Below are 21,476 nucleotides of genomic sequence, written 5' to 3'. Positions count from 1 at the left end.
GTCCAGGCCATAGGCAGGAACTTTTGCTCGTAGAGAACCACGCAGGAGTTTTCTCTATATCCAACAGGCCTGTCCATCATGTATCCGATTGGTACTCCTTCTGTTGTCACCATTCACTCTCCAACACCTGAAGAGGATGTTCAGAAGAGTGAAACCGCTCCGCTGCCTCCTCAGAAATTACCAGTAAAACCGCCTCGGCCAAATGCTCCACCATCAAGTCCGCGTGCCTCTTCGCTGCAAGTAGCACGATTTTCAGGTGCTTGGAAAAAGGCCAATAAGGATATTGTCAGCGAGGTGGCAAAGCACTTGGCTTTCCCTGATCGCTTGGCATTGTCACAATCTAACGATGCATTATGTCAAGCCATGATTGAGCACAATGACATCAAGGTTCCTGACAACGTTGTAGAGGCTTGGACGACCTTACAAAAAGCTCCAAATATCAGGGCGATGGATACGTTACTTCAACATCTACCCAACGCAAATAATTTAGACAAATCGTCTATAGCAATGGAATTTGTTAAATATCTAATTAATTTTCAATCAGAGTCTGAATCTAAACTTGAGCAGTTGGATCATTTATATAACGCACTACCAGATATAAATGTCGAAAATCCAAGCATCGCGATGACGCTTAGTGAAGCCCTTTTCGCTTATGGAATCGCTCGGTTACCGCAGGAGAAACATACTGCAGGGTTAGAGCGCATAACGAACACTCTTTATGAGATGGCAGCAAGGCCAGATGAGCTCAGTACCTTTGGAGATTTAGCAGCAAAGCGCGAAAAATCTAAAGCGCTAACAAACTTGATAACTATTGCATCGAATAAGTTTAGTGTCATGCCGCTCACTGGCAACGATAGAGAGGCTATTGGCAAAAAAATAGTCGAGACGTTTCATCTTGTTCAGGCTGGTGACTGGCTGCATGATTTTTCACTCGTCGATAAGCGGCCTGATTTAAAATTACCAAACCAGCAGGCTGAAAGCGTTTTGAATACTATGCGTGCTTTAGAAGATGTTCAAACCAAGTTGGGACTAGCGAGGGAATGCATCGCTCACTTTAATAGATTCGAGTTAAAAGATGCCCCAAAGTTCATCTCCGACTTAGAGGATCAATTAAGCTCCTTACAAAGCTGCGAAGAGCAGAATAGTGCCGTAGGCAACCTTTTAAATGAGCTCAAGATGTTAAGTTCCGTCTTAAAAACAAGCTAATAGACTGGCATCTTTTGTGCACTCTAGCAGAAATTAGAGATGAACGAGGCGGCGTAGTATCCTACGAAAGATCAGCTGCAGAGAATGAACTAACAATAGAAATGATTAAGCTATCAAGGTGTCAGGACCAAATATACCTCTTGCCTTACTCTGCAATGCTTAATGACAGGAAGCATTGACAAGGACTACGATCGTGAAGAGTTACGTCATGATCGCAACCACTTTAGTATGCGATCGGTAATTACTCAGCGCACCACGTGTCTAGGCGCGCCTTGACGGTTTGATATACGCGTAAACGAGCTGCTATTCAGCTAGTTGAAGGAAATACACCTGCTTTGACAAACTGGCCAGTAGCTTCAAGGCTGTGGTTATTCTGGCTTGTATCGAGCGATGCATGTGGGCGGACTGTTCAGACAGACCCTAGAGTTCAATTTAAGAAAGCGTTATAAAGAGACTACTTGCAGTTAGGCAACGAACATTTCAGGGGCCTTATAGCGAATGGAATCTATAAGCACTTCGGCTGGGTTATCCGAAGCAATACTACTCGTGTATTGGTTCATCCGCACATATCTTCCAAGACGAGGCAAATCAAAACAAACTTTTTTCCATATTCCTGGGCATAAGCAAACCTTATGACCAGATCACACAGATAGCTGCCTTGATCGAGTGTCTGGAAACGCGACATGCCTCTTATGACAGGCTTAAAGCTCAGAGAGGCCATGAGAACTCAAGGTTCTCATGGCCTACTTTGTTGGCTTACTGCTGAATAATGGCCGCTGTATTCATCATGCCGGTTTGAGATACCGTAGCCTGATTACCCTGGCCGGTACGCTCAAGTGTTACAGACAAACCTGAGCCTTCCTGGGTGAGCTTAAAGACATCGTTGACAGTCTGGCGCTGAGTAATACTCATGTAGTTATCGTCACCTAACTGAGCGACTTCCAGTGAGCTATCGATCACTCCGTCTTGTACCAAATCCATGGTATTGCCATTGCCTTCCTGATTAGAGGTGATTTCGTTAGAGCCTTGTGAAGATGATTGATCAACATTTAGGATGTTGTTGTTGCCCGTTTGGTCTGCCCTAAGGCTAACTTCAGAATTAGCAAACAAGCCTGCTGTGCCTGACTGATTGGCCGTAATACTATTGTTATTCCCATTCTGAGTAAGCAGAGCACCTGTGTTCAAACTTTGCTTAACGGATATACTGTTAGCATCGCCTTGTTGAATAAATCTAGCACCGTTACCCCCAACATCCAGTTGAGGACTACTACCGTCCTGATCAATGACCACAGTATTCGCATTACCAACTTGCTCGCCAGTAATAGAATTATTCATGTAGCGCTGGGTGGCAGTAATGGCATTATTATCACCATTCTGAGTGACGGAGAATCCACTACCCACACCTCCCGTGTCCTGTTCTACAGTGATGTTATTTGCGTTGCCAGTGGTATAGGCAAAAACGGGAGCATAGTACAGCCCGGTCTGGACAATGTTATGTACGTTGTTATTACCAATCTGCTCGCTGGACGCTACGCCTATTAAGCCACCTGTACCGTCATAGTTATAAACGTTTGCATTACCATTTTGCGTTACATCAGCATAGCTACCGCCTTCCTGGTAGATGGTCGCAAGGTTATTGTCACCCGTCTGGTAAACCCTTGATTCAGCGTCGTTGGTATTTTCTGCCTGAAAAACGGTAGCCGAGTTTGTGTTCCCATTCTGCTCGACGATCTGCCTACTATTGATGCCCAGTTGATTCTGTACTGCCTTATTAGAGCTTCCGGTTTGGGTAAGCTCAGCAGTATTGCCATCCCCAGCCTGGTTAATCTCAGACTCATTCATTTCAGCCATTGCAGTAGCAGTTGCAAGGGTTAGGGCTGTGGCAGTGAAAAGGTGGTGAAGACGCATATCGATTTCCTTGTCGTTATACCTAATATATGGCCTTAAAGATGGCAGTAGGCCAGTTAACCAGAGAGACCGCATCCTTCTTCTGATCTTGATAGTTACCAGTTGCACTGGTAACAACAGCGTAGATTCAGAAAAACTGATTGCCATCAAATCCGACAAATGGACAGGTACGTTTATTACGTCATGAAACTCTTAGTTTATTTTTAGAAACAGATCAGCCACGACTAACCTTTTAATAACTATCAATACTGCAAAAAGATCCTTATAAGTCTACAAGACAAGTTAGGAAAATGCGGATTTAATCGATATCTCAAAAGCAATAACGTTATGACCCGCCAATGCCATAATGTCTTTCCCTGATATTGCAAGGAAATATAAAAGAACTGGCAAGTCGAATCATTTAGTCCGTTATACGCTATTAATTAAAGCCAAACGCTTATCTTCAAGTTATCATCCAACACGCTAGACGCTACAAAAAGGAAACTATTCTTCCTTCCTATGAATATTTAAGCTGTTTGTTTCTATAGCGGTAGCGAGGAACCTTAAATGTTGGACATCTAGCCGAATCTTGTTAACCCTTTAGTCCAGCATACAATCAACTTACACCAAGTAGTTTTTCAACCACCTCAACAAAAGCTACTCCTTGCTATAGACCTACAAATTTAGGCGATTTGATCCTACTCCTATAGCCGATCCGCATGTTTCGAATGCTCTAAGTGGTATAGCCATTACTCGACAAATGTATTCAAGCGTGAACAGTCATAACGGATTTATTCCAGCATTCTCACTTACAGTTACGTATCATTTGGGAGGAACGCCTTAACTAACCTAAGGGCGAGAGGGTTAGCATATAACGGCGCGATTAAGGGCTGCATCAAATTATGCCCATAAAAGCGGTTTGCCATATCTATATCCGATAGTATATGTCTACTATCCAGCACAAGTTATGTGAGTACGATGGCCGTCAACTTCGACCTAAATGATCTTCAGGCATTTTGTGCTCTGGTTGAGCATAAGAGTTTTCGTGCTGCTGCCGATGCGATCTACATCTCTCAACCGGCTTTGAGCCGTCGCATCGATAAACTGGAGGGGGCGCTCGGGGTAAAGCTGTTCGAGCGAACCACACGACGAGTAAGCCTTACCATGGTAGGTCGGGCATTTGCACCGCGGGCTGAACGCCTCCTCAATGACCTGGATGATGCGCTGCTGGGAATAAGCGAAGTGGCTTCCAACCGTACGGGGCGGGTAACCGTGGCCTGCGTTCCTTCTGCGGCATATTACTTCATGCCAAGTGTTATCGCCCGCTACCATGCTATCTATCCCAAGGTACGCATAAAGCTGATTGATACCAGTGCCAACAAGGTATCTGCGGCTGTTATCAGCGGTGAGGCTGATCTGGGCCTAAGCTTTTCCGGCAATCTCGATCAGGACGTAGAGTTTGATTGGCTGGTACAGGAGTCTTATGTCGCGGCCTGTCGGTGTGATCATGCGCTGGCAGGTAAAAAAGCGGTATGTTGGGATGAGTTCTATCGCTACGACTACATTATAGTCGACAAGACATCAGGTAATCGTTTTCTGCTGGACCAAGCACTTGCTCATATTGCACCGGAGCGTCTTAGTATTTGTGAGACCCGTCATGTGACGACCATGCTGGGTATGGTTGAAGCAGGACTTGGCATTGCAGCGGTCCCTGCCATGGCCCTGCCGGCTGGCCATCATCCGGTTCTCACCAGTGTGCCGCTTATTGATCCGGTTGTGGAGCGTCACGTAGGTATTATCAAACGGCGCGGCCGCGCCCTTTCTCCAGCCGCAGCCGCTTTGGAAAAGCTGCTTATCGATATGAAAGCGCAGCCGTAAAACAGACCGGCCTAAGGTACTGAATCCAACCCCGTCGAGCGAACCTGCTGCTGAACCTCCTTGGATGAAAGATATTGCAGCAATGCTCTAGCCTCCTCTGGATGCGCTGCGCCTTTGGGAATAGCACCTGCAAAACGGGTAACCAACTGAACCGATTCAGGGATTTTCCCTATAAAGGTTACGCCAGGCACAGGCAATAGCTCACTCACCTGTTGAAACCCCAGTTGGTAATCTCCCCTGGCAACCATGGAGCCTACCGGATCCTTTTCAATCATCTTTGCCTTCGGTTTTACCTGGGTTTCAATACCGAGTTTCTTGAACAGCTGATTTTGAATGTATACACCACTGGCGCTATCAGAATACGCGATAGAGTCGGCCTTCAGCAGTGAGGCTTTCAGCTTTTCCACGGTATCGATCTCAAGCTTGGGGGAGCCCTTTCGAACCACTGCACCTATACGGGAATCGGCCAGCTCAACTCGAGAGTCCTCCTGAATCTTGCCCTGTTTGATCAGCTCATCAAGAGCATATCCGACCATGATGACTACATCGGCCTGTTCACCTCTTGCTAGGCGATTTGGAATAGCCTCGGGAGACTTGCCCATGGAAGGACCGCGGCTCGTTTGTAAAGTATCCCCGCGCTGGGCGGCAAATTCTGGTGCCAACTGTTGATAGGCGGCAGTAAACCCACCGGATATCATTACCTTTAGATCTGCTGCCTGAGCCGTTCCCACTAGGCTATATCCCAGCAGAGCTACTGCGAACACACTTCTCTTGATAAATGCCGTCATGATTATTCTCGCTTATAGACGATACAGGGGTGTTTCAGGCGGTCTGCAGCTGCAGGGAGCTGCGGCGATACAGGTAGCACGTCGCCAACAGTGCGCAGATAGCTGCAAAACTCATCCAGTAACCAGGCGCGGCCCTATCGCCCGTCGCTTGGATCAGAGCAGTTGAAATGGCTGGGGTAAATCCTCCAAACACAGCGGTAGCCAAGCTATATGCCAGCGAAAAGCCTGCCACCCTGACCTCAACCGGCATAATTTCGGTTAACGCAGGAATCATGGCGCCGTTATATAAGCCATAAAGAAACGACAGCCACAGCAGAACGCCTAACATAAGCCCAAAGCTGGGCGCATCCGCCAGATATGATAGGGCTGGATACGTGGTCACGATAGCAAGTGCAGTCATCGCAATGAGTAATGGCTTGCGCCCGAACCTATCGGATAGCGCCCCGCCAATAGGCAGCCAGATAAAATTTGAGACGGCGACGAGCAGCGTTACCAGCAAGCTGTCCGAGGCACTTAGCTTGAGTACCGTCTTGCCAAACGTAGGCGCATAAACGGTAATCAGATAGAAAGCCGTGGTGGTCATGGCGACCATCAGCATGCCAGCTACTACCACCGTCCAGTTGTCCAGCAGAGTCCTTAAGACTTCGCGCATTGCAGGATGATGACGGCGAGTGTTGAACTCCTGAGTTTCCTCAAGCTTGCGTCGTAACAGGAAGATAAACGGAACGATCAAGCAGCCCAGCAGAAACGGGATGCGCCAGCCCCAATCGGCAATTGCAGTCTCAGAAAGCCAGTGGTTGAGTCCAAAACCCAAAGCCGCGGCCACTACGATGGCAACCTGCTGGCTGCCTGACTGCCAACTTGTATAGAACCCCTTTTTACCTGGAGTCGCAATCTCGGCCAGATAGACCGATACACCACCGAGTTCGGCACCTGCGGAAAAGCCCTGGAGTAGACGGCCCGCTAGCACGAGCAGGGGGGCCCAAAACCCTATGCTGTCATAACCCGGCACCAAGACGATCAAGAAGGTCCCGGCAGCCATAATCGAAAGGGTTACGATCAAGCCCTTGCGACGCCCTACTTGATCGATGTATGCACCCAAAATTACAGCCCCCAGAGGGCGCATTAGAAAGCCAGCGCCAAAAACTGCAAAGGTCATCATCAGGGAGGCAAATTCGCTGCTAGCTGGAAAGAAGGCCTTGGCGATATAAGTGGCGTAGAAGCCAAACAGGAAGAAATCAAATTGCTCAAGAAAGTTGCCCGACGTCACGCGGAATATTGCACCAATCTTTGAGCCAGAAGCGGCACGGTGGCCATGAGCAGGAACCATAGAACACTCCACGTCTTGTCTCATATGCAGAAGGCATATGTCTTTTTGTAACAAGAAGAGTGGAGAAAAAATATTGATTTGATAAGTGCATATTAGTGATCGACTAATGCATGCATCGCATTAATTACATTGCACTGGAGCACACATCTTTAACAGCGCATTACCTGCTAAGCGATGCGCCAGAGGATCAGAGTGGTAGATAAAGGATAAATAGACGAGACGTATCCGCTGACTGCCCCTGATATTTCCCTGGTGGGTACGGACGGCCCTGATAGGACCGTCCTGCGCAGAACCAACTACTGCGTCCGCGTCACCCGCCATACAGTATTTGATAGGTCATCAGCGATGATGAGCGCACCGCGCGGATCGACCGTTACACCCACCGGACGGCCACGGGTTTTCCCGTCATCTCCACGGAACCCTGTTGCAAAATCAACAGGATCACCGGACGGGCGTCCGTTGCTGAACGGTACGAAGACCACTTTGTAACCGACCGGATTCTTTCGGTTCCAGCTGCCGTGCTCGCCAACAAATACGCCATTGGCAAACTTGTCACCCATTTCCGGTATTGAGAAATCCACACCCAGCGCGGCGACATGGGAGCCCAGCGCGTAATCTGGCGCGATGGCAGAAGCAACCTTTTGCGGATTCTCTGGCTTCACGCGAGGATCGACGTTCTTACCCCAATAACTGTAGGGCCAGCCATAGAATTGGCCTTCACGGACCGAGGTCAGATAATCCGGAACCAGATCAGGGCCCAGCTCATCCCGTTCGTTCACCACGGCCCATAATTGCCCCGTCTCCGGCTGAATGGTCAATGCTGTCGGGTTACGCAGACCGGTCGCATAGGGTTTGTGAGCGCCCGTTTCAGCGTTGACTTGCCAGACCATTGCGCGATCTACCTCGGCTTCCATGCCGCGCTCGGTAATATTGCTGTTGGAGCCGATACCCACGTAGAGAAAACGACCATCCGGACTGATCGCCAGCGATTTGGTCCAGTGATGGTTAATTTCCGCAGGCAGATCGGTAATCTTGGTCGGTGGACCGCTGGCCTTGGTTTGACCATCCACATAGTCGAAGCGCACCAGCGCATCCTGATTGGCCACGTACAACTTGCCCTCAAATAAAGCCAGACCGTACGGTGCGTTCAGGTTCTCGGCAAAAACCTCTTGAATCTCATAGGTACCATCACCGTTTGCATCGCGCAGTAATGTAAGGCGATTGCCCCCCTTTACCTTGGTATTGCCTTCCGCCTTGATGACCCCGGCAATAACATCTTTTGGCTTGAGTTTCGCTGCGTTACCGCCCCGGCCTTCCGCCACCAGGATGTCCCCGTTGTTTAGTACAAGGGTTTGCCGTGGGATTTTAAGATCCGTTGCGATCGCTCTGACGTCGTAACCCTCAGGCACTTTTGGCTTTTCATCGCCCCAGGGTGCTGGATCAGCAATCTTCATACTCGGTAGCAGGCCGCGCTCGGGATTAGGTAGCTTTGGATCACCACCGTGTGATTGGGTGGCTTCTCCCTCGCCACCGCCACACGCGCTTAGCATTACCGCCATGCTCAGTATCGTCAGTGCATTCGAATTTCTCATCTTGCACCTCCTGAGCGCAGGTTGGTCAGGCCGATCCAGGCTGCAACAATGCTAAGCAGCGTTACGACTACCGAGAGAGACAGCCCCATGGGCATCGACGCCCAGGCATCCTTTGCATGCTCGAAGGCATTAACCAGCCCCAGTACCCAGGTGATCAGCAAGAGCAGAAAATACATCACTGGCCGCCCGCCCTTATGATCAGCGCGGATCAGATTGACCAACGCGAACAACAGCGCCAGCCCGCAGAAGAGTTCACCTCCGGCAATCAGCCAGGACGAAAAGTTGTTCCACTGGATCTGGTATGTCTTGGAATAGGCAATGTCGCTGAGCAGTGCGCCAAGAAACAGCGGCACGGTTCCGGCAAGCAGTATGGCATGCAGCGGACCGGGTGTGACTCTATAGGTCGAATGAAATGCGGTGGTCACGGGAGCTCCTTTTCTCTGTTATGTCTTGCAAAGGCCGTATGCAGGTGCACCGGATGTCAGATGCCTGCTGGTGATGCCATAGCAAAGGAACGCAGCGCTTATGTGTTAGTTCACGACTGCCCATTGAATGAAACATATTGAAACCTCCGGAGAGGCTCTGCACCGAGCCCTCTGGCGATCCGAAACCTCAACGCGCTCTAGCAGCTGGAGGCGGCCCCAGACGGCCAGAAGGTAGCCATGCACGGCCCGCTTGATCACAAGGCTCAAAACACACATCCAGTAATCAATAGCCGGAAAACGTATGACTATTGCCGGACCTTTCTGCCCTGAAGGCGGTCCGTCTAGAGCGGCCTTGCTGACGCAGAAGCGGTGAGCCGTCTGTGACCACTCCTGAATGGGCGTGCCCGTGATCGCTACGAGCCAGCCCCGTCGGCAAATGGATAACGCATGTATCAGGCATGCGCGGCCGTTTTCGAGCGGGTCAAGTCTTGTGACGAGACGGAACGTCCCAACGATGAGGACTTCCATGAGCGACTCGATATCCCCCAACCGCCGCAGCTTTCTCAAGTCTGTGGGTGTATCCAGCCTAGCCGTCGCCTCGGCTCCAGTCTGGGTTCAGGCCATTCAGGCCGCACCTGTCGACGATACCCAACAACCTCTGCAACCTGGCGAGCAAAGGATCACCCTGAAGGTGAACGGCCAGGCTCACACACTCAATGTTCCTGCTAACGCCATACTGCTTGATGTACTGCGTGACCGTCTGCAGCTAACCGGAACCAAGAAAGGGTGTGATCATGGTCAATGTGGTGCCTGTACCCTGCATGTGAACGGGACGGCAGTGAATTCCTGCCTGTCGCTGGCTGTCAGCCATGACGGTGATGAGATCACCACTATTGAAGGCCTAGAAAAAGACGGCAAGCTACATCCGGTCCAGGAAGCTTTCTGGGAACACGACGCTTATCAGTGTGGCTATTGCACTTCCGGGCAGATCATGAGTGCCGTGGCGATCCTGAATGATCCCTCCATTGGCAGCGACGATTCCAGCGTCCGCGAAGCCATGAGCGGCAATATCTGCCGCTGCGGTGCCTACAAAAACATTCTTGCGGCCATACAGTCGGCCCGCGGCAAGGTGAAGGGGGCCAGCTGATGCGTAGCTTTCAATTTGATCGTGCAACCAGCACCGAGCAGGCGCTGAAGGCTGGCCAGTCAGACCAGGCGATGTACCTGGCTGGCGGCACCACGCTCCTTGATCTCGTGAAGCTTGACGTTATGCAGCCCGAACGGCTGGTGGACATCAACCGTGTAGGCCTCAACCGACTGGAGCGCCAGGACGATGGCAGCGTGCGTATCGGCGCCCTGGTCACCAATACAACGTTGGCTCAAGACAATTACATTGTCCAGGCCTATCCCGTGCTGTCTCAGGCACTGTTAGCAGGCGCTACTACACAATTACGTAACAAAGCCACCACGGCTGGCAACGTCATGCAGCGGGTACGCTGCCATTATTTCCGCGATAACGTTTCGCCCTGCAACAAGCGCAAGCCCGGCAGCGGCTGCTCGGCGATCGAGGGCGACCATCGCTCAGTCCACGCTGTCCTGGGCACCAGCCAGCACTGCATCGCCATGCACCCATCTGACATGTGCGTAGCGATGGCAGCCATTGGTGCGACTGTTCATGTACAAGGTCCCAAGGGTGAGCGGACGATCGACTTCATCGATTTCCATCTGCTGCCCGGCGACACCCCCGAACGTGAACACGCCCTCGCTCCCGGCGAACTGATTACCTACATCACGCTTGCACCGCCACTGGCCAACAGCCGTTCGGGCTACCTGAAACTGCGCGATCGTGCCTCCTATCAGTTCGCGCTGGCGTCGAGTGCCATCATTGTGCAGCTGCAGGGTGACCGCATCACCGATGCGCGAATCGCACTGGGCGGCGTCGGCACCAAGCCCTGGCGAGCCCATGAAGCGGAACAGTCATTACGTGGCCAGCCCGCCAATGACGAGATCTTCCGCCGTGCTGCGCAGCTAGCGTTACAGGGTGCCACGCCCTATCGGCACAACGCCTACAAGATTCCACTGGCCCAACAGGCCATCGTGCGTAATCTGCAGACACTTACCGGAGGTGTAGCATGAACAACATCATCGGTGCTGGTCCCAGACGAGTCGACGGACGACTCAAGGTCACCGGCCATGCCCAATACACTGCCGATCACGGACTCAAGCGCATGGCGTATGCCTATGGCGTCTACAGCACCATCGCCAGCGGCCGCGTCACCCGTATCGATGTCGATGAGGCCCAGCGCATGCCGGGCGTACTCGGGATCTACCACCACGACCATTTCACCGAACTCTATCGTCCACCCAAGATGAAGCTGAACCCAGACAAGATCGACCGGCTGGTGAAAGTCGACGAAAGTCGGTTGCCGTTCGAGGACGACCGGGTGTATTACGCCGGTCAGTTCGTGGCCATGGTAGTAGCCGACTCCTTTGAACAAGCTCGCGCGGCGGCTTACAAGGTCAAGGTCGAGTATAAGGAAGAGCCTACCTTAGCCACACTCGCGCAAGCAAAAAAGGAGCAGTCGCCCAAAACTGCCGGCTCGGATTACTCACGCGGAGACCCACAGGCTGGTTTTGACAAGGCAGCCCATCGCATCGATTTCACGTATACCACGCCTGTCGAAACCCATAACCCAATGGAGATGCATGCCACGACTGCTTATTGGGAAGGTGATCGATTATTCGTGTATGAATCCACGCAGTCGGTAATCGTGCACCGCAACACCTTAGCCCGTATCTTTGGTTTGAGCCCGGACAAGGTTGAACTGCAATCGCCCTTTATAGGCTCGGGCTTTGGCAGCAAGCTCTGGGCGTGGCCGCACTCCCCTGCTACTTGCGCTGTCGCGCGACTTGTAGGTCGTCCCGTACAGTTCGTGGTGCCACGTCCACAAATGTTTACTACCACCGGCCATCGTCCAGCCACCGAGCAACGACTGCGGCTCGCCACGGACGACCAGGGAAAGCTACTGTCGGTACGACATGAATCGGTCAACAGCACGTCCTTTACTGACCAGAACACTGAAAGCTGCGGTAGCGTGACCAAGAGCCTCTACAGCTGCCCGAACCTGGCTGTTACCCATGCGACCTTGCAGGTCAACCACGGCACGCCTACCTCCATGCGTGCACCGGGCGCTGCACCGGGTCTGTTCGCACTGGAGTCAGCCATGGATGAAATGGCGGAGGCCGTTGGCATGGACCCGCTGGCATTTCGCAAACTCAATGCCTCGACTCGGGACGAAAGCAAGGACATGCCTTGGTCCAGTAATCACCTTCAGGAAGCCTTCGACAAGGCCGCAGCCAAATTTGGTTGGGACAAGCGAACCCCAGAGCCCGGCTCGATGCGAGACGGCCATGAGGTAATCGGCTATGGCCTGGCGGCCTGTAACTGGGATGCCATGCGCTGCGCCTGTGAGGCCCGGGTATCACTGCGTGCCGATGGGACGGCTTACGTCACTTGTGGCGCGCAGGATATCGGGACCGGCACCTATACCATCGTTGCCCAGGCCGTGAGCAAGATCACCGGCCTGCCACTGGAGAAGATCACTGTACAGTTGGGTGACTCATCCTTTCCGCCCGGCCCCGTTTCTGGCGGCTCCTGGGCAACCGCCAGCGTTCTACCCGCCGTGGCGGAGGCTACCCGGGACGCTATTGAGCAACTAAAGAGCTTTGCTATAGAGGACGGGCCATTCAAGGGTGCCGACCCCAAAGCATTGGAGTTCGCTAATGGCCGGCTGGTCAAGGATGGCGACGCGCTGGATTTTGCCCACCTGCTTACTACACGGCGTTTGAGCAGTGCTGAAGGCGAAGCCCGAACCGAGACAGCGGATAAAAGTGATGTTTCGATCCGCTCCTTTGGTGCTCATTTCGTGGAGGTACGTTGGGACCCGGGTATCTCTCGTCTGCGTGTATCACGGGTGGTCAGCGCGATAGATGTCGGTCAGGTCATTAACGCCAAGGCCGCTGCGAATCAGGTGGAGGGTGCGATCGTAATGGCTATTGGCATGGCAATGTTCGAGGCTACCAGTTACGACGAGCGCAACGCCATGCCCACCAACAATGACTACGCCGAGTACATGGTGCCGGTACATGCCGACCAGCCGCCGGAACTGGACGTGATACTGCTTGATTATCCTGACTATGCCCTCAACGAGTTTGGTGCACGCGGTATCGGTGAGATCGGCATTACAGGGTTGGCGGCTGCTATCGCCAACGCGGTGTATCACGCTACCGGCAAACGCATCCGCGACCTCCCGATTACCCTAGACAAGCTGATGGATGAGATTCCCCAGGCTGTATAAGCCGCCACGGCCCAGGGATGGGCGCCGGGGTTACGAAATAAGGTATTTCCTGCACGCAGTCGGATCAGCTCTTGCCATCAATACCAAAAACCTTCTATCTCGTACCCGTTAAGGTGGTAATAAATAGGCGGCATTATTCATCATCAGTGCGCACGGCTCTCTGGCGAGACAATCAATCTTTACCTTAGACTCACGTCTTACTAAAGCTATGTGCAATCATTGCTGAAAGTATGCGATACACCGCGGTTGCTTTTAAGGTAGTCTTAGACCATAGGCTTTAAATAGACGACTCCGCGCCCTACTTGATGATGTTATTTTTGCCTAAAAATAACTAACCTACCCTGATGACACACCATCGACTTCAAAGCAGCTGGGAAACAGTGGCAGGCGCTATTGAGTAATCAGCTCTCGCCTGAAACGGGTCGCTGATCCGTGCTTTAGTGACTTGCTTCAAAAAGATGTTCATTAATCAGGTGAGCAAGCCGGTTACTTAAGTTTGAACGACTATACTTTTGACCACATTAATCGCGTAGACTAGCGCCAGCTTCTTATTATATTTTAAGTCATCCAGACGTGCCGGCTAAGGCGTATCCGGGTGAAACTTTCACATCATAAACGTTAAGGTATTTATGTCCAAGCTTGCAGAATTTCGTGCTGCCGAAGAACAATTAAAGGCCCAGCTACAGCTACTCGAATCTCTCAAAAACGATGAATCTCTACAGCGTGAAATCGAGTTTGAATCCAAGCTTCAAACATTGATGAGCGATTATGGCAAAAACCTGGGCGACATTATTGCCATTATTGATCCGGGTTATTCTCGCAAACCACATGGCTTGGTTGCGCACCCAGAAAAGGCACCCCGCCGTGCACGCTCCGTCAAGCGTTACAAGCACCCGGAGACAGGCGAAGTGATCGAGACCAAAGGCGGCAACCACAAGACGCTCAAAGCCTGGAAGGCTGAGCATGGTGCTGACGTGGTTGAAGGCTGGCTTCAGTAAGTACCACGCTTATACGGCTGCCTATTCAGCAACCTGCAGAGTAGGCGGCCGTAACGCCCTATAGTGCTACTGCTAGAGCAAAGAGGGGTTAATACAAGGTATTTTCGCAAGCCGGCCAGGCAACGCACGGTCATAGACGTCGCCATCAATTTCCGACCTGGATAACACTTTCAATATTTGACCCAGCGTTGGTAATGTGGCCCGGCCGATATGGCTGGCATCGTCCCAAAGCCCAGAGCGAATAATAAATCTACTGTACTGAAAGTAGACAGCGTTAACGCTGCCCCGGATTACTGTTTTGGGTGCCTGGTTGTTTACAGCAAAATGCGAAAGAAGATCAAGCTAAATAGTGATTTGAGCTGTCCCGTTTACACGAAGGGTCTCGCCTACACCAGGGAGAAGAAAAAGTAGTGCTACACGTGGATCCTGAATGATGTTGCGCAAGCTGTCGATTCGGTTATTCCCTCTTCGGTCCGGTAGTAATGGCGTTCAACTATCTTCAATATGTGTGACTCTGCGCGGTGAGGCATCAAGCCCCCAGGCACGGCAGTAGTATGGTTCGAAATAGATATAGCACTAGCGGCTTCAAAGATGGACGTAGCTCGTCCGAATGAGCACAGAACGATTTGAACACGCTATTAGAACCTAATCGACAGACCACCAAAGTTCTAGACAATAGAGATTGTTTTTGGCCTGCTGAATCATTTCAATCTGGACCCTCATTCCATAATCTTCGTCCTCAACCTGAAGAGCAGCAAATTGGAATTGGAGGTCATGCTGAAGGTGCTCAATTAAAGCATTGGCAACTGCTAGTGCGTTTCGAGATGGTTTTCCTTTAGTGTACTGACCAAGCGAGCCTTGGAAGAAACGCGCCAATTCTTCGATAGCCTCATCGCTTAAGCCTAAGCAGCGCACACTTGAAGACTCATCCAAACCTCTATGCGCCTGTTGGTGAGCGAACTTGAAGGTAAACAGAAGACCGCCTTCTTGATATACGGTATTAGACGCGGCTGCTAAGCCTTCCAAAAAACCAAGCGTACGGTCGCTAAGCATAAAATCTCTAATGTTTTGGCTAAAGGGCGAGCTTCAGCCAGTCCCAGTGAGCGAAGCGAACGACCTTGAAGGCTGTAATGGACTCTCGCTGCACCACATTTCTTCTATAACACAGTGGTGACTGTTCGCTGGGACAGATGCAATGAAACGCATTGCGGTTGATTTGGCCAAGTCCGTTTACCAGGTTGCCGAGAGTGTTCAGGTCGGTCGGGTGAATCGGCGCAAGCGGCAACGAACTGCTTAGCCATACCTACTCAACGCAATGCCCTAACCTTAACGCACTGATCGTCAGGTTTGTGTCGAAGCGTGGTGCAGGTTATCTGAATAACCTGCACCAACATTTCTTGCAATGCGAAACGGACAGTCTTTATCGCATCGCGGCCAGGCTTTTAAACCATGTTGCCTTTTACTTACCCAACACAACGCTACGCGCCGCGAGCCTCGCTTTCCTGAAGTCAAAGTGGATTCCCAAGGCTTTTGCCTTGGCCCGCGACTCTTCCATTAGAGCATTCAACTGTTCACGGCGCTGCTGGAGGGTAGTTGTCATTATTCTCACCTCTATTGATGTTATCCATTCCCTTGGCGACTTTTGCTATCCCTACGTTCAATAGATAGGTAATTAGTGACTGGCCGCTAAATGGTAGGACAGAGCCAAATTAAAAAGTTGCCTTGCTGAAAAAATAAGTTACGTAGCCTTTGATCGGAACCTGTACGAGTAAGCAGCTAAGGCTTACCTGCGACTGACTTTAAAGTCGTCAAATAGGGTCATGACTCTGCTATCAGATTTTCTATTTGGCTTTTGGCCAGCGCTTAAAGCCACTTTTAAGTCCCTTCCGTGACTGATTGTCCCCCTCTTGCATTATCCGTTTGCCGGTTCACAAATGCTGATAAGAAGAATTGAGCAAATCAGAGGTTTTCTAAAAAGGTAACCCACTGGCTAAAGCTATTCCTAGCTTTTGTATTTAAGGCTTAATGAGGCTGTGGTGTAAAACCTACACAAGCGGTTCCTGCCGCTCTATCTCAGGCCTTTCATAAAGGCTTCATGCGACGAGTCTAAAGTGTGGATGTGCTGACTTGCGGTCAGGCGCAGGCAGTTCATGTGCTTAAAGCAACATGGTAACTCCTGGCCACTTGTCCTGTAATAAACCCATGTGGAGAACATCAGTGGACAAGGCTTACGAAGGAAAGAATGTACTGATCACCGGCGCTACGGGCTTTATTGGTTCGATGTTGCTCAAGACCCTGTCGGAAAAACTCGAAGGTGTCGGTCGGATTTACTGCCTTTATCATACAACGCCTCCTTCCCAAGCTTATGCTTATGACAAACGAGTCGTATGGATAAAGGGCGATATCAGGAAGGAAAATTGGGACATTGCCACCTCTTGGCTGCAGGAAATCAGGAAGGATGTGGACATTGTTTTCCACCTGGCTGCGTATACCCGTTGGGATACCGACATACAGGATCAGGTACACGCTAACACGCTGTCTGCTCTACAGGGTGCAACGCTTGTCGCTACCTTTGAAAAACGTGCACTATTTTTGGTTACATCCAGCTATTGGGCGCTATGTAATCGCTCAGCGACGGAGCATATTGAGGAACGAATCTATCAGGACTCAACGGCGGAATCTGAACTGGAAGAGATCGTCACGAAAGGAGGCAGCGCAAGGCTTAGTGAATGGCCTAATGCTTACGCCTATTCAAAGAATCTGATGGAACGCCTATTACACCAGCGCTACCCTCACCTCCCTATTATGGTCGCGCGCATTACCTCAGTCACAGGCGCCTGGGCCTATCCAAGTAAGGGTTATTGCAATTTCTCCATCTCTTTGCCCGCTTTCATCCGATCCATTGCGCTTGGAGGCGTTAAACATTTTCCAGCATCCATGAAAACGGCGATCAACGACATGATCCCCGTGGATATTTGCGTCAATATGCTATTGGCAAATGCCGTAGACCCTTCAAATAGTCTGTTTCAGGTTATCCATTGTTCATCCGCTACACGCAATATTCCTACATTGGGTCAGGTGGCTGAAATGGCTGGCCATATCAGCTATTTCGAGAATCAGTACGAGTTTGACGAGGCGTTGGCTCACCTGAATGAAAAACAGGCAAAGCTTAATAGAGTCATCGTTGAAGCGTATGGATTCGCGATGGAGAACCGCTTCATTTTCAACGATGCCCAGGTACGTCGGCCGTTGCAGTGGATGTCACAGGACGCTCTCGCCAAGTTTCCTATTGATGTCGAAGAGCTGGAATGGACTGCCATAATTGCAGCGATGAAAAAAGAACTGTCCCTACTGGCGACTGCTAGGGCCGCGTAATCAGGGCTGACAGGACTAAGGCGAGAGGACTGAGTAATAGCCTCTCGCCTATTTTATTTTCATATTGATCGAAATCGGGCCTGCAACGGATAGAGAATTGCTACGCCGTTAAACTCATTCATTCAATAACGTAGCGCGCTTCATGCCTCACCTAGACTCCATTGAGGACGCGCCCTACTCCGTAGCTGATCCGCTCCTGGTGCAGCTCAAACAACCAAGCGCTTAGAGCTTCCCTTTGCATCAAAACCGCTGTTCATCCATCACGAACTGAACGAAGCCACACCGGAACGGGTCAGCTAAATAGCCTCGTCGTATAGACCAGGCTACACCTATTTGAACTGCCTGGAGGTAATCTTTATGGATAACAAAGCGGTAATTTCTGAGCTGAACGACTTGATTGAAACCTGTCTGGATGGCTACAAGGGGTTTCAGGAATGCGCCGATGACCTGAAGGATCCGAAACTCAAGTCAACCATGGCAGCCCGCGCACAGGATTGCAGCACAGCTGCAACCGAGCTTCAGCAACTCGTAACCAAGCTAGGCGGTGATCCGGAGCAAAAGGCCAGCGTATCGGGCGCCCTCCACCGCAAGTGGGTCGATATCAAATCATCAATTACAGGTAAGAGTGACGAAGCGATTCTTAATGAATGCGAGCGCGGCGAAGATGTCGCTCTCAAGAGCTACAAGCAGGCGCTTGAAAAGGATTTGCCTGCGGATGTTCGCGCTGTCGTAGAGCGGCAGCTGCAAGGGGTGCAACGAAACCATGACCAGGTCAAGGCACTCAGAGACGCTGCACGAGCAAGCTAAGCCCTTAGGCGCCGCAAAGAGATGCCTTGCAAAAGGCTCTCTTTCGGCTCGGCTTTCAGCGGTGATGAGCACCTTCTACGACGCGTATATCAAGCAAAAATTGCTAGCATTAATCTACGTTCCGCCAGCTCAACAGTAACCTGGGAGGCTGGGTATCAATCACTGGCGTAGTTATAAAACTTGCTCAAGCGTCTCGCTCGTTCACTCTCGCTTTCTAGGGCATAAAGCCTGCGGTAGAACTGGCTGCGGTTTACCCCATTACTCTCACAGGCCTCGGTTACGGGTACACCTTTTATCAGAAAGTCTTCCAAGGCGCGAATAACCCGTTCCCCCCGGATGGAAGTACCCTCCAGTAACAGGTCAAAGTGCTCACGCTCAAGTGCTCCAGGTTTCAAGAAGGACAATGTACGGGCGCGCATGGCTCTCTCAGCAGTCTAATGACAGGTATGTGTAACAGGTAGGCGAGTAATCTTTGAGATAGAGGCAGGTCGCCTCTAGATACCACTATACCTGAGTTACCTTAATAGGTTATCAATAGTATAGCTCGTTTTTAGCAGATGGAACCTCCAATTTCTGTTCACTTGGTGTATCGAATGTTCAAGCCACAATGCGGGTTAGAGGCCCGGTAAACCGCTTATAGCCTCGCAGACTGAGATCTATACCTTAATATCCGAGTTGGAATTTATCTGAGCGCTCATCACCAATAGTGAAGCAAGGCGTAATTAGCTACGCCTTGCTTCACTAGCCCATAATGGCGATGTATATAATCCTCAAGCTTGATTCGTCTGGGATACGCTCTCCGTTACCGATGAGCTATCAACTCCACAAAACGAGTTGAAACATGACTTGCCATGCCCTTCGCCAGTTCCTCTTCCCCGAAGAACACCGTACCGACTCCATCCCGCCGCAGGAGCTGTGATTCATCCTCACTGTGAGTGCGAACGACGACCTCTACTTCCGGATTTAACGTTTTAGCGGTTTCTACCATTTGGCGCGCGTTGAGTGGATCAGGAGTTGCGATGACCAGCATGGCAGCCTTGGCAATATGGGCCTGGATAAGCACAGCAGGGTCCGCAGCATCGCCGGAGACAGCCGCTTTGCCTTCCTTACGCAACTGATCCACCATTTCCCTGTTCTGCTCAGCAATGACGTAAGGAATCCCCTGGTCGTCCAATACCTTTGCTATCCGCCGCCCAACTCGTCCATAACCAACTAGAACAATTTGGCGCTCCAGGTATTTACGGTCCGTATCCATGGGAAGTTCAGCATAAGGGTCCTGCCTACTTTCAAGCTCGCGTGCAAACGACGAGCGCGCCAGCACCCACCGGCGTACCGGCTCGATAAGGGTAAACAATAGCGGATTGATCGCAATCGAGACGAGCGCACCGGCCAATACCAAGCTCATCCCCTCCTGCGGTAGCAGCCCCAGCGTCAAACCGAGACCGCCTAATATGAAAGAGAACTCTCCTATCTGGGCAAGACTCGCAGCTACCGTCATGCCGGTAGTGAGCGGATAGCGTAGCGACAATGTGATAACCAGCGCTGCCAGCGATTTTCCCAGCACAATGATAGCCACAACGGCCAGCACATGGACCGGCTCCTGGACCAGGATCATGGGGTCGAACAGCATCCCTACGGACACAAAGAACAATACCGAGAAGGCGTCACGCAATGGCAAGGACTCTTCGGCAGCCCGATGGCTGAATTTGGACTCCCTCATTACCATACCGGCAAAGAAAGCACCCAACGCAAAAGACACATTAAAGAGCTTGGATGCACCGAAGGCAATACCGATGGCAATCGCGACGACCGCTAGCGTGAAGAGTTCGCGAGAGCCTGTTCGCGCCACTTGCCAGAGCAGCCATGGCAGCGCTCGGCGTCCGGCAATGAGCATTAGTGCGACGAAGGCGACGATCTGCAGAAGGGTTTTCCCAAGCGTTACCCAGAGTGGCCCGTCCTGCGCGGGCAATGCTTCGCTGGTACTACCGAGCATGCCTGCCAGTGGAGGTAGCAGTACCAGCACCAGTACGGTTGCCAGATCTTCAACGACCAGCCAGCCGACGGCAATACGGCCGTTCATGCTGTCTAGCACTCCGCGCGCCTCCAATGCTTTAAGCAGCACGACAGTACTGGCACACGACAGGCAAAGACCAAAGATAAGGCCGTTGCCCCAGCTCCAGCCCCACCAGTGAGCCAGTACAGCGCCCAGTACCGTGGCGAGACTCATTTGTACGATAGCGCCAGGAATGGCGATGCGCTTGACCGAAAGCAGGTCACCAATGGAAAAGTGCAGCCCTACGCCAAACATCAGCAGCATCACACCAATCTCGGAAAGCTCCGAGGCGATGTGCATGTCAGCAACAAAACCGGGTGTGGACGGGCCAATGAAAATGCCTGCCAACAAATAACCAATCAGTGCGGGTATTCGCATCTTTTCGGCCAAAAAGCCCAGTATCAACGCGACAACAAGTCCCGCAGCAATCGTCGTAATAAGGGGAATGTTGTGCTCCATAGAACTCCTTCTAACGTGTCCAGTATTCAACCGCTAAATATGAGCATAACTGGCCGGACTTTCATTCACCCTTACTGGTTGGCTAAAAAAATGCCCTTTCATTACAGGATGTTAATGGCATCCTTTCGATATGGGTAATAGTTTGATGGACAATGCTAGGTTCCATGCCCGCGTACGGGTTCAGGCTTGGGCGGCCTTTACCTCCTTATTAAGATGAAGATTGGAGCAAACTACGCTGCGATAGGTATTTTGAGCGCTGTCATGTTTGCTTTTGGTGGTTATCCTGACTACAGGAATTTCCAAAAGGAAAAGCAATAAAA

The 21,476-nt window shown here is 51.2% G+C and carries 18 protein-coding genes and 1 pseudogene; 8 read left to right on the top strand and 11 right to left on the bottom strand.

Translation table 11 applies throughout. The annotated features are described in order from the left end of the window. The first annotated feature begins 78 nt into the window (after positions 1-78). Positions 79-1,206, top strand: a complete 1,128-nt coding sequence (locus JQR90_RS20865; protein ID WP_146766069.1) for a hypothetical protein — start codon at positions 79-81, stop codon at positions 1,204-1,206. A 756-nt stretch (positions 1,207-1,962) separates the two neighbouring features. Here the strand turns inward: JQR90_RS20865 and JQR90_RS20860 are convergent. Next, positions 1,963-3,114 (bottom strand): hypothetical protein, encoded by a 1,152-nt coding sequence (locus JQR90_RS20860; RefSeq protein ID WP_434141016.1) that lies wholly within the window; start codon positions 3,112-3,114, stop codon positions 1,963-1,965. A 957-nt stretch (positions 3,115-4,071) separates the two neighbouring features. On the opposite strand from JQR90_RS20860, the gene JQR90_RS20855 reads away from it, so the two are divergent. Continuing rightward, positions 4,072-4,971 (top strand): LysR family transcriptional regulator, encoded by a 900-nt coding sequence (locus JQR90_RS20855; RefSeq protein WP_434141134.1) that lies wholly within the window; start codon positions 4,072-4,074, stop codon positions 4,969-4,971. 11 nt (positions 4,972-4,982) lie between these two features. Here the strand turns inward: JQR90_RS20855 and JQR90_RS20850 are convergent, their stop codons facing one another. From JQR90_RS20850 to JQR90_RS20830, 5 genes are all read right to left on the bottom strand, one after another. Next, on the bottom strand, positions 4,983-5,759 hold the full coding sequence (locus tag JQR90_RS20850; protein WP_434141014.1) for a substrate-binding domain-containing protein: 777 nt from the start codon (positions 5,757-5,759) through the stop codon (positions 4,983-4,985). A 34-nt stretch (positions 5,760-5,793) separates the two neighbouring features. Beyond that, positions 5,794-7,089 carry an MFS transporter gene (locus JQR90_RS20845; protein ID WP_434141012.1) on the bottom strand — a complete coding sequence of 432 codons (1,296 nt, stop codon included), beginning with the start codon at positions 7,087-7,089 and terminating at the stop codon, positions 5,794-5,796. A gap of 296 nt (positions 7,090-7,385) precedes the next feature. Next, positions 7,386-8,681 carry a PQQ-dependent sugar dehydrogenase gene (locus JQR90_RS20840; protein WP_434141010.1) on the bottom strand — a complete coding sequence of 432 codons (1,296 nt, stop codon included), beginning with the start codon at positions 8,679-8,681 and terminating at the stop codon, positions 7,386-7,388. Then, positions 8,678-9,106 (bottom strand): DUF2231 domain-containing protein, encoded by a 429-nt coding sequence (locus JQR90_RS20835; protein WP_434141008.1) that lies wholly within the window; start codon positions 9,104-9,106, stop codon positions 8,678-8,680. Before JQR90_RS20835 ends, JQR90_RS20840 begins: the two co-directional genes overlap by 4 nt. Positions 9,107-9,211: 105 nt before the next feature. Continuing rightward, on the bottom strand, positions 9,212-9,634 hold the full coding sequence (locus JQR90_RS20830) for a hypothetical protein (protein WP_434141006.1): 423 nt from the start codon (positions 9,632-9,634) through the stop codon (positions 9,212-9,214). Between JQR90_RS20830 and JQR90_RS20825 the strand changes: the two genes are divergently transcribed. The 4 genes from JQR90_RS20825 (at position 9,633) to JQR90_RS20810 (ending at position 14,462) form a co-directional block, all read left to right on the top strand. Next, entirely contained in the window at positions 9,633-10,253 is a 621-nt protein-coding gene (locus tag JQR90_RS20825; RefSeq protein ID WP_409438629.1) for a (2Fe-2S)-binding protein, read from the top strand. The genes JQR90_RS20830 and JQR90_RS20825 overlap by 2 nt on opposite strands. Beyond that, positions 10,253-11,242 (top strand): FAD binding domain-containing protein, encoded by a 990-nt coding sequence (locus JQR90_RS20820; protein WP_434141004.1) that lies wholly within the window; start codon positions 10,253-10,255, stop codon positions 11,240-11,242. Before JQR90_RS20825 ends, JQR90_RS20820 begins: the two co-directional genes overlap by 1 nt. Continuing rightward, the gene (locus JQR90_RS20815) at positions 11,239-13,464 is read left to right on the top strand and encodes a xanthine dehydrogenase family protein molybdopterin-binding subunit (RefSeq protein WP_434141002.1); all 2,226 of its coding nucleotides are present in this window, start codon (positions 11,239-11,241) and stop codon (positions 13,462-13,464) included. Before JQR90_RS20820 ends, JQR90_RS20815 begins: the two co-directional genes overlap by 4 nt. Positions 13,465-14,093: 629 nt before the next feature. Further along, positions 14,094-14,462: a histone-like nucleoid-structuring protein, MvaT/MvaU family gene (locus JQR90_RS20810; RefSeq protein WP_286788457.1), complete on the top strand. Its 369-nt coding sequence runs from the start codon at positions 14,094-14,096 to the stop codon at positions 14,460-14,462. An 88-nt stretch (positions 14,463-14,550) separates the two neighbouring features. Here JQR90_RS20810 and JQR90_RS20805 read toward each other — a convergent pair. The 3 genes and pseudogenes from JQR90_RS20805 to JQR90_RS20795 form a co-directional block, all read right to left on the bottom strand. Then, a pseudogene (locus JQR90_RS20805) lies at positions 14,551-14,999 on the bottom strand (pyridoxamine 5'-phosphate oxidase family protein); the annotation flags it as partial. Between the two features lie 108 nt (positions 15,000-15,107). Then, positions 15,108-15,515: a hypothetical protein gene (locus JQR90_RS20800; protein WP_286788456.1), complete on the bottom strand. Its 408-nt coding sequence runs from the start codon at positions 15,513-15,515 to the stop codon at positions 15,108-15,110. Positions 15,516-15,921: 406 nt separating this feature from the next. Next, on the bottom strand, positions 15,922-16,062 hold the full coding sequence (locus JQR90_RS20795) for a hypothetical protein (protein WP_010799109.1): 141 nt from the start codon (positions 16,060-16,062) through the stop codon (positions 15,922-15,924). Between the two features lie 617 nt (positions 16,063-16,679). On the opposite strand from JQR90_RS20795, the gene JQR90_RS20790 reads away from it, so the two are divergent. Continuing rightward, positions 16,680-17,837: an SDR family oxidoreductase gene (locus JQR90_RS20790; protein ID WP_434140999.1), complete on the top strand. Its 1,158-nt coding sequence runs from the start codon at positions 16,680-16,682 to the stop codon at positions 17,835-17,837. Positions 17,838-18,194: 357 nt separating this feature from the next. Further along, a complete protein-coding gene (locus tag JQR90_RS20785; RefSeq protein ID WP_010799107.1) occupies positions 18,195-18,644 on the top strand; it encodes a PA2169 family four-helix-bundle protein in 450 nt (149 codons plus the stop codon). 155 nt (positions 18,645-18,799) lie between these two features. On the opposite strand, the gene JQR90_RS20780 is transcribed toward JQR90_RS20785, so the two are convergent. Both JQR90_RS20780 and ybaL read right to left on the bottom strand, forming a co-directional pair. Next, positions 18,800-19,063: a PapB/FocB family fimbrial expression transcriptional regulator gene (locus JQR90_RS20780; RefSeq protein ID WP_010799106.1), complete on the bottom strand. Its 264-nt coding sequence runs from the start codon at positions 19,061-19,063 to the stop codon at positions 18,800-18,802. A gap of 383 nt (positions 19,064-19,446) precedes the next feature. Next, entirely contained in the window at positions 19,447-21,156 is a 1,710-nt protein-coding gene (gene ybaL / locus JQR90_RS20775) for a YbaL family putative K(+) efflux transporter (protein WP_434140997.1), read from the bottom strand. Positions 21,157-21,476: the final 320 nt, after the last annotated feature.

The sequence above is a fragment of the Pseudomonas sp. JZ114 genome (genome assembly GCF_051027705.1).
GTDB lineage: Bacteria > Pseudomonadota > Gammaproteobacteria > Pseudomonadales > Pseudomonadaceae > Chryseomonas > Chryseomonas luteola.
Note: the sequence above shows the minus strand (reverse complement) of the source record. Positions and strands in the feature narration are given on the sequence as shown.

Coding starts and splice junctions, on each gene's coding strand:
- JQR90_RS20865 (WP_146766069.1), top strand. CDS start 79: ATGTATCCGATTGGTACTCCTTCTGTTGTCACCATTCACTCTCCAACA.
- JQR90_RS20860 (WP_434141016.1), bottom strand. CDS start 3,114: ATGCGTCTTCACCACCTTTTCACTGCCACAGCCCTAACCCTTGCAACT.
- JQR90_RS20855 (WP_434141134.1), top strand. CDS start 4,072: ATGGCCGTCAACTTCGACCTAAATGATCTTCAGGCATTTTGTGCTCTG.
- JQR90_RS20850 (WP_434141014.1), bottom strand. CDS start 5,759: ATGACGGCATTTATCAAGAGAAGTGTGTTCGCAGTAGCTCTGCTGGGA.
- JQR90_RS20845 (WP_434141012.1), bottom strand. CDS start 7,089: ATGGTTCCTGCTCATGGCCACCGTGCCGCTTCTGGCTCAAAGATTGGT.
- JQR90_RS20840 (WP_434141010.1), bottom strand. CDS start 8,681: ATGAGAAATTCGAATGCACTGACGATACTGAGCATGGCGGTAATGCTA.
- JQR90_RS20825 (WP_409438629.1), top strand. CDS start 9,633: ATGAGCGACTCGATATCCCCCAACCGCCGCAGCTTTCTCAAGTCTGTG.
- JQR90_RS20830 (WP_434141006.1), bottom strand. CDS start 9,634: ATGGAAGTCCTCATCGTTGGGACGTTCCGTCTCGTCACAAGACTTGAC.
- JQR90_RS20820 (WP_434141004.1), top strand. CDS start 10,253: ATGCGTAGCTTTCAATTTGATCGTGCAACCAGCACCGAGCAGGCGCTG.
- JQR90_RS20815 (WP_434141002.1), top strand. CDS start 11,239: ATGAACAACATCATCGGTGCTGGTCCCAGACGAGTCGACGGACGACTC.
- JQR90_RS20810 (WP_286788457.1), top strand. CDS start 14,094: ATGTCCAAGCTTGCAGAATTTCGTGCTGCCGAAGAACAATTAAAGGCC.
- JQR90_RS20800 (WP_286788456.1), bottom strand. CDS start 15,515: ATGCTTAGCGACCGTACGCTTGGTTTTTTGGAAGGCTTAGCAGCCGCG.
- JQR90_RS20795 (WP_010799109.1), bottom strand. CDS start 16,062: ATGACAACTACCCTCCAGCAGCGCCGTGAACAGTTGAATGCTCTAATG.
- JQR90_RS20785 (WP_010799107.1), top strand. CDS start 18,195: ATGGATAACAAAGCGGTAATTTCTGAGCTGAACGACTTGATTGAAACC.
- JQR90_RS20780 (WP_010799106.1), bottom strand. CDS start 19,063: ATGCGCGCCCGTACATTGTCCTTCTTGAAACCTGGAGCACTTGAGCGT.
- ybaL (WP_434140997.1), bottom strand. CDS start 21,156: ATGGAGCACAACATTCCCCTTATTACGACGATTGCTGCGGGACTTGTT.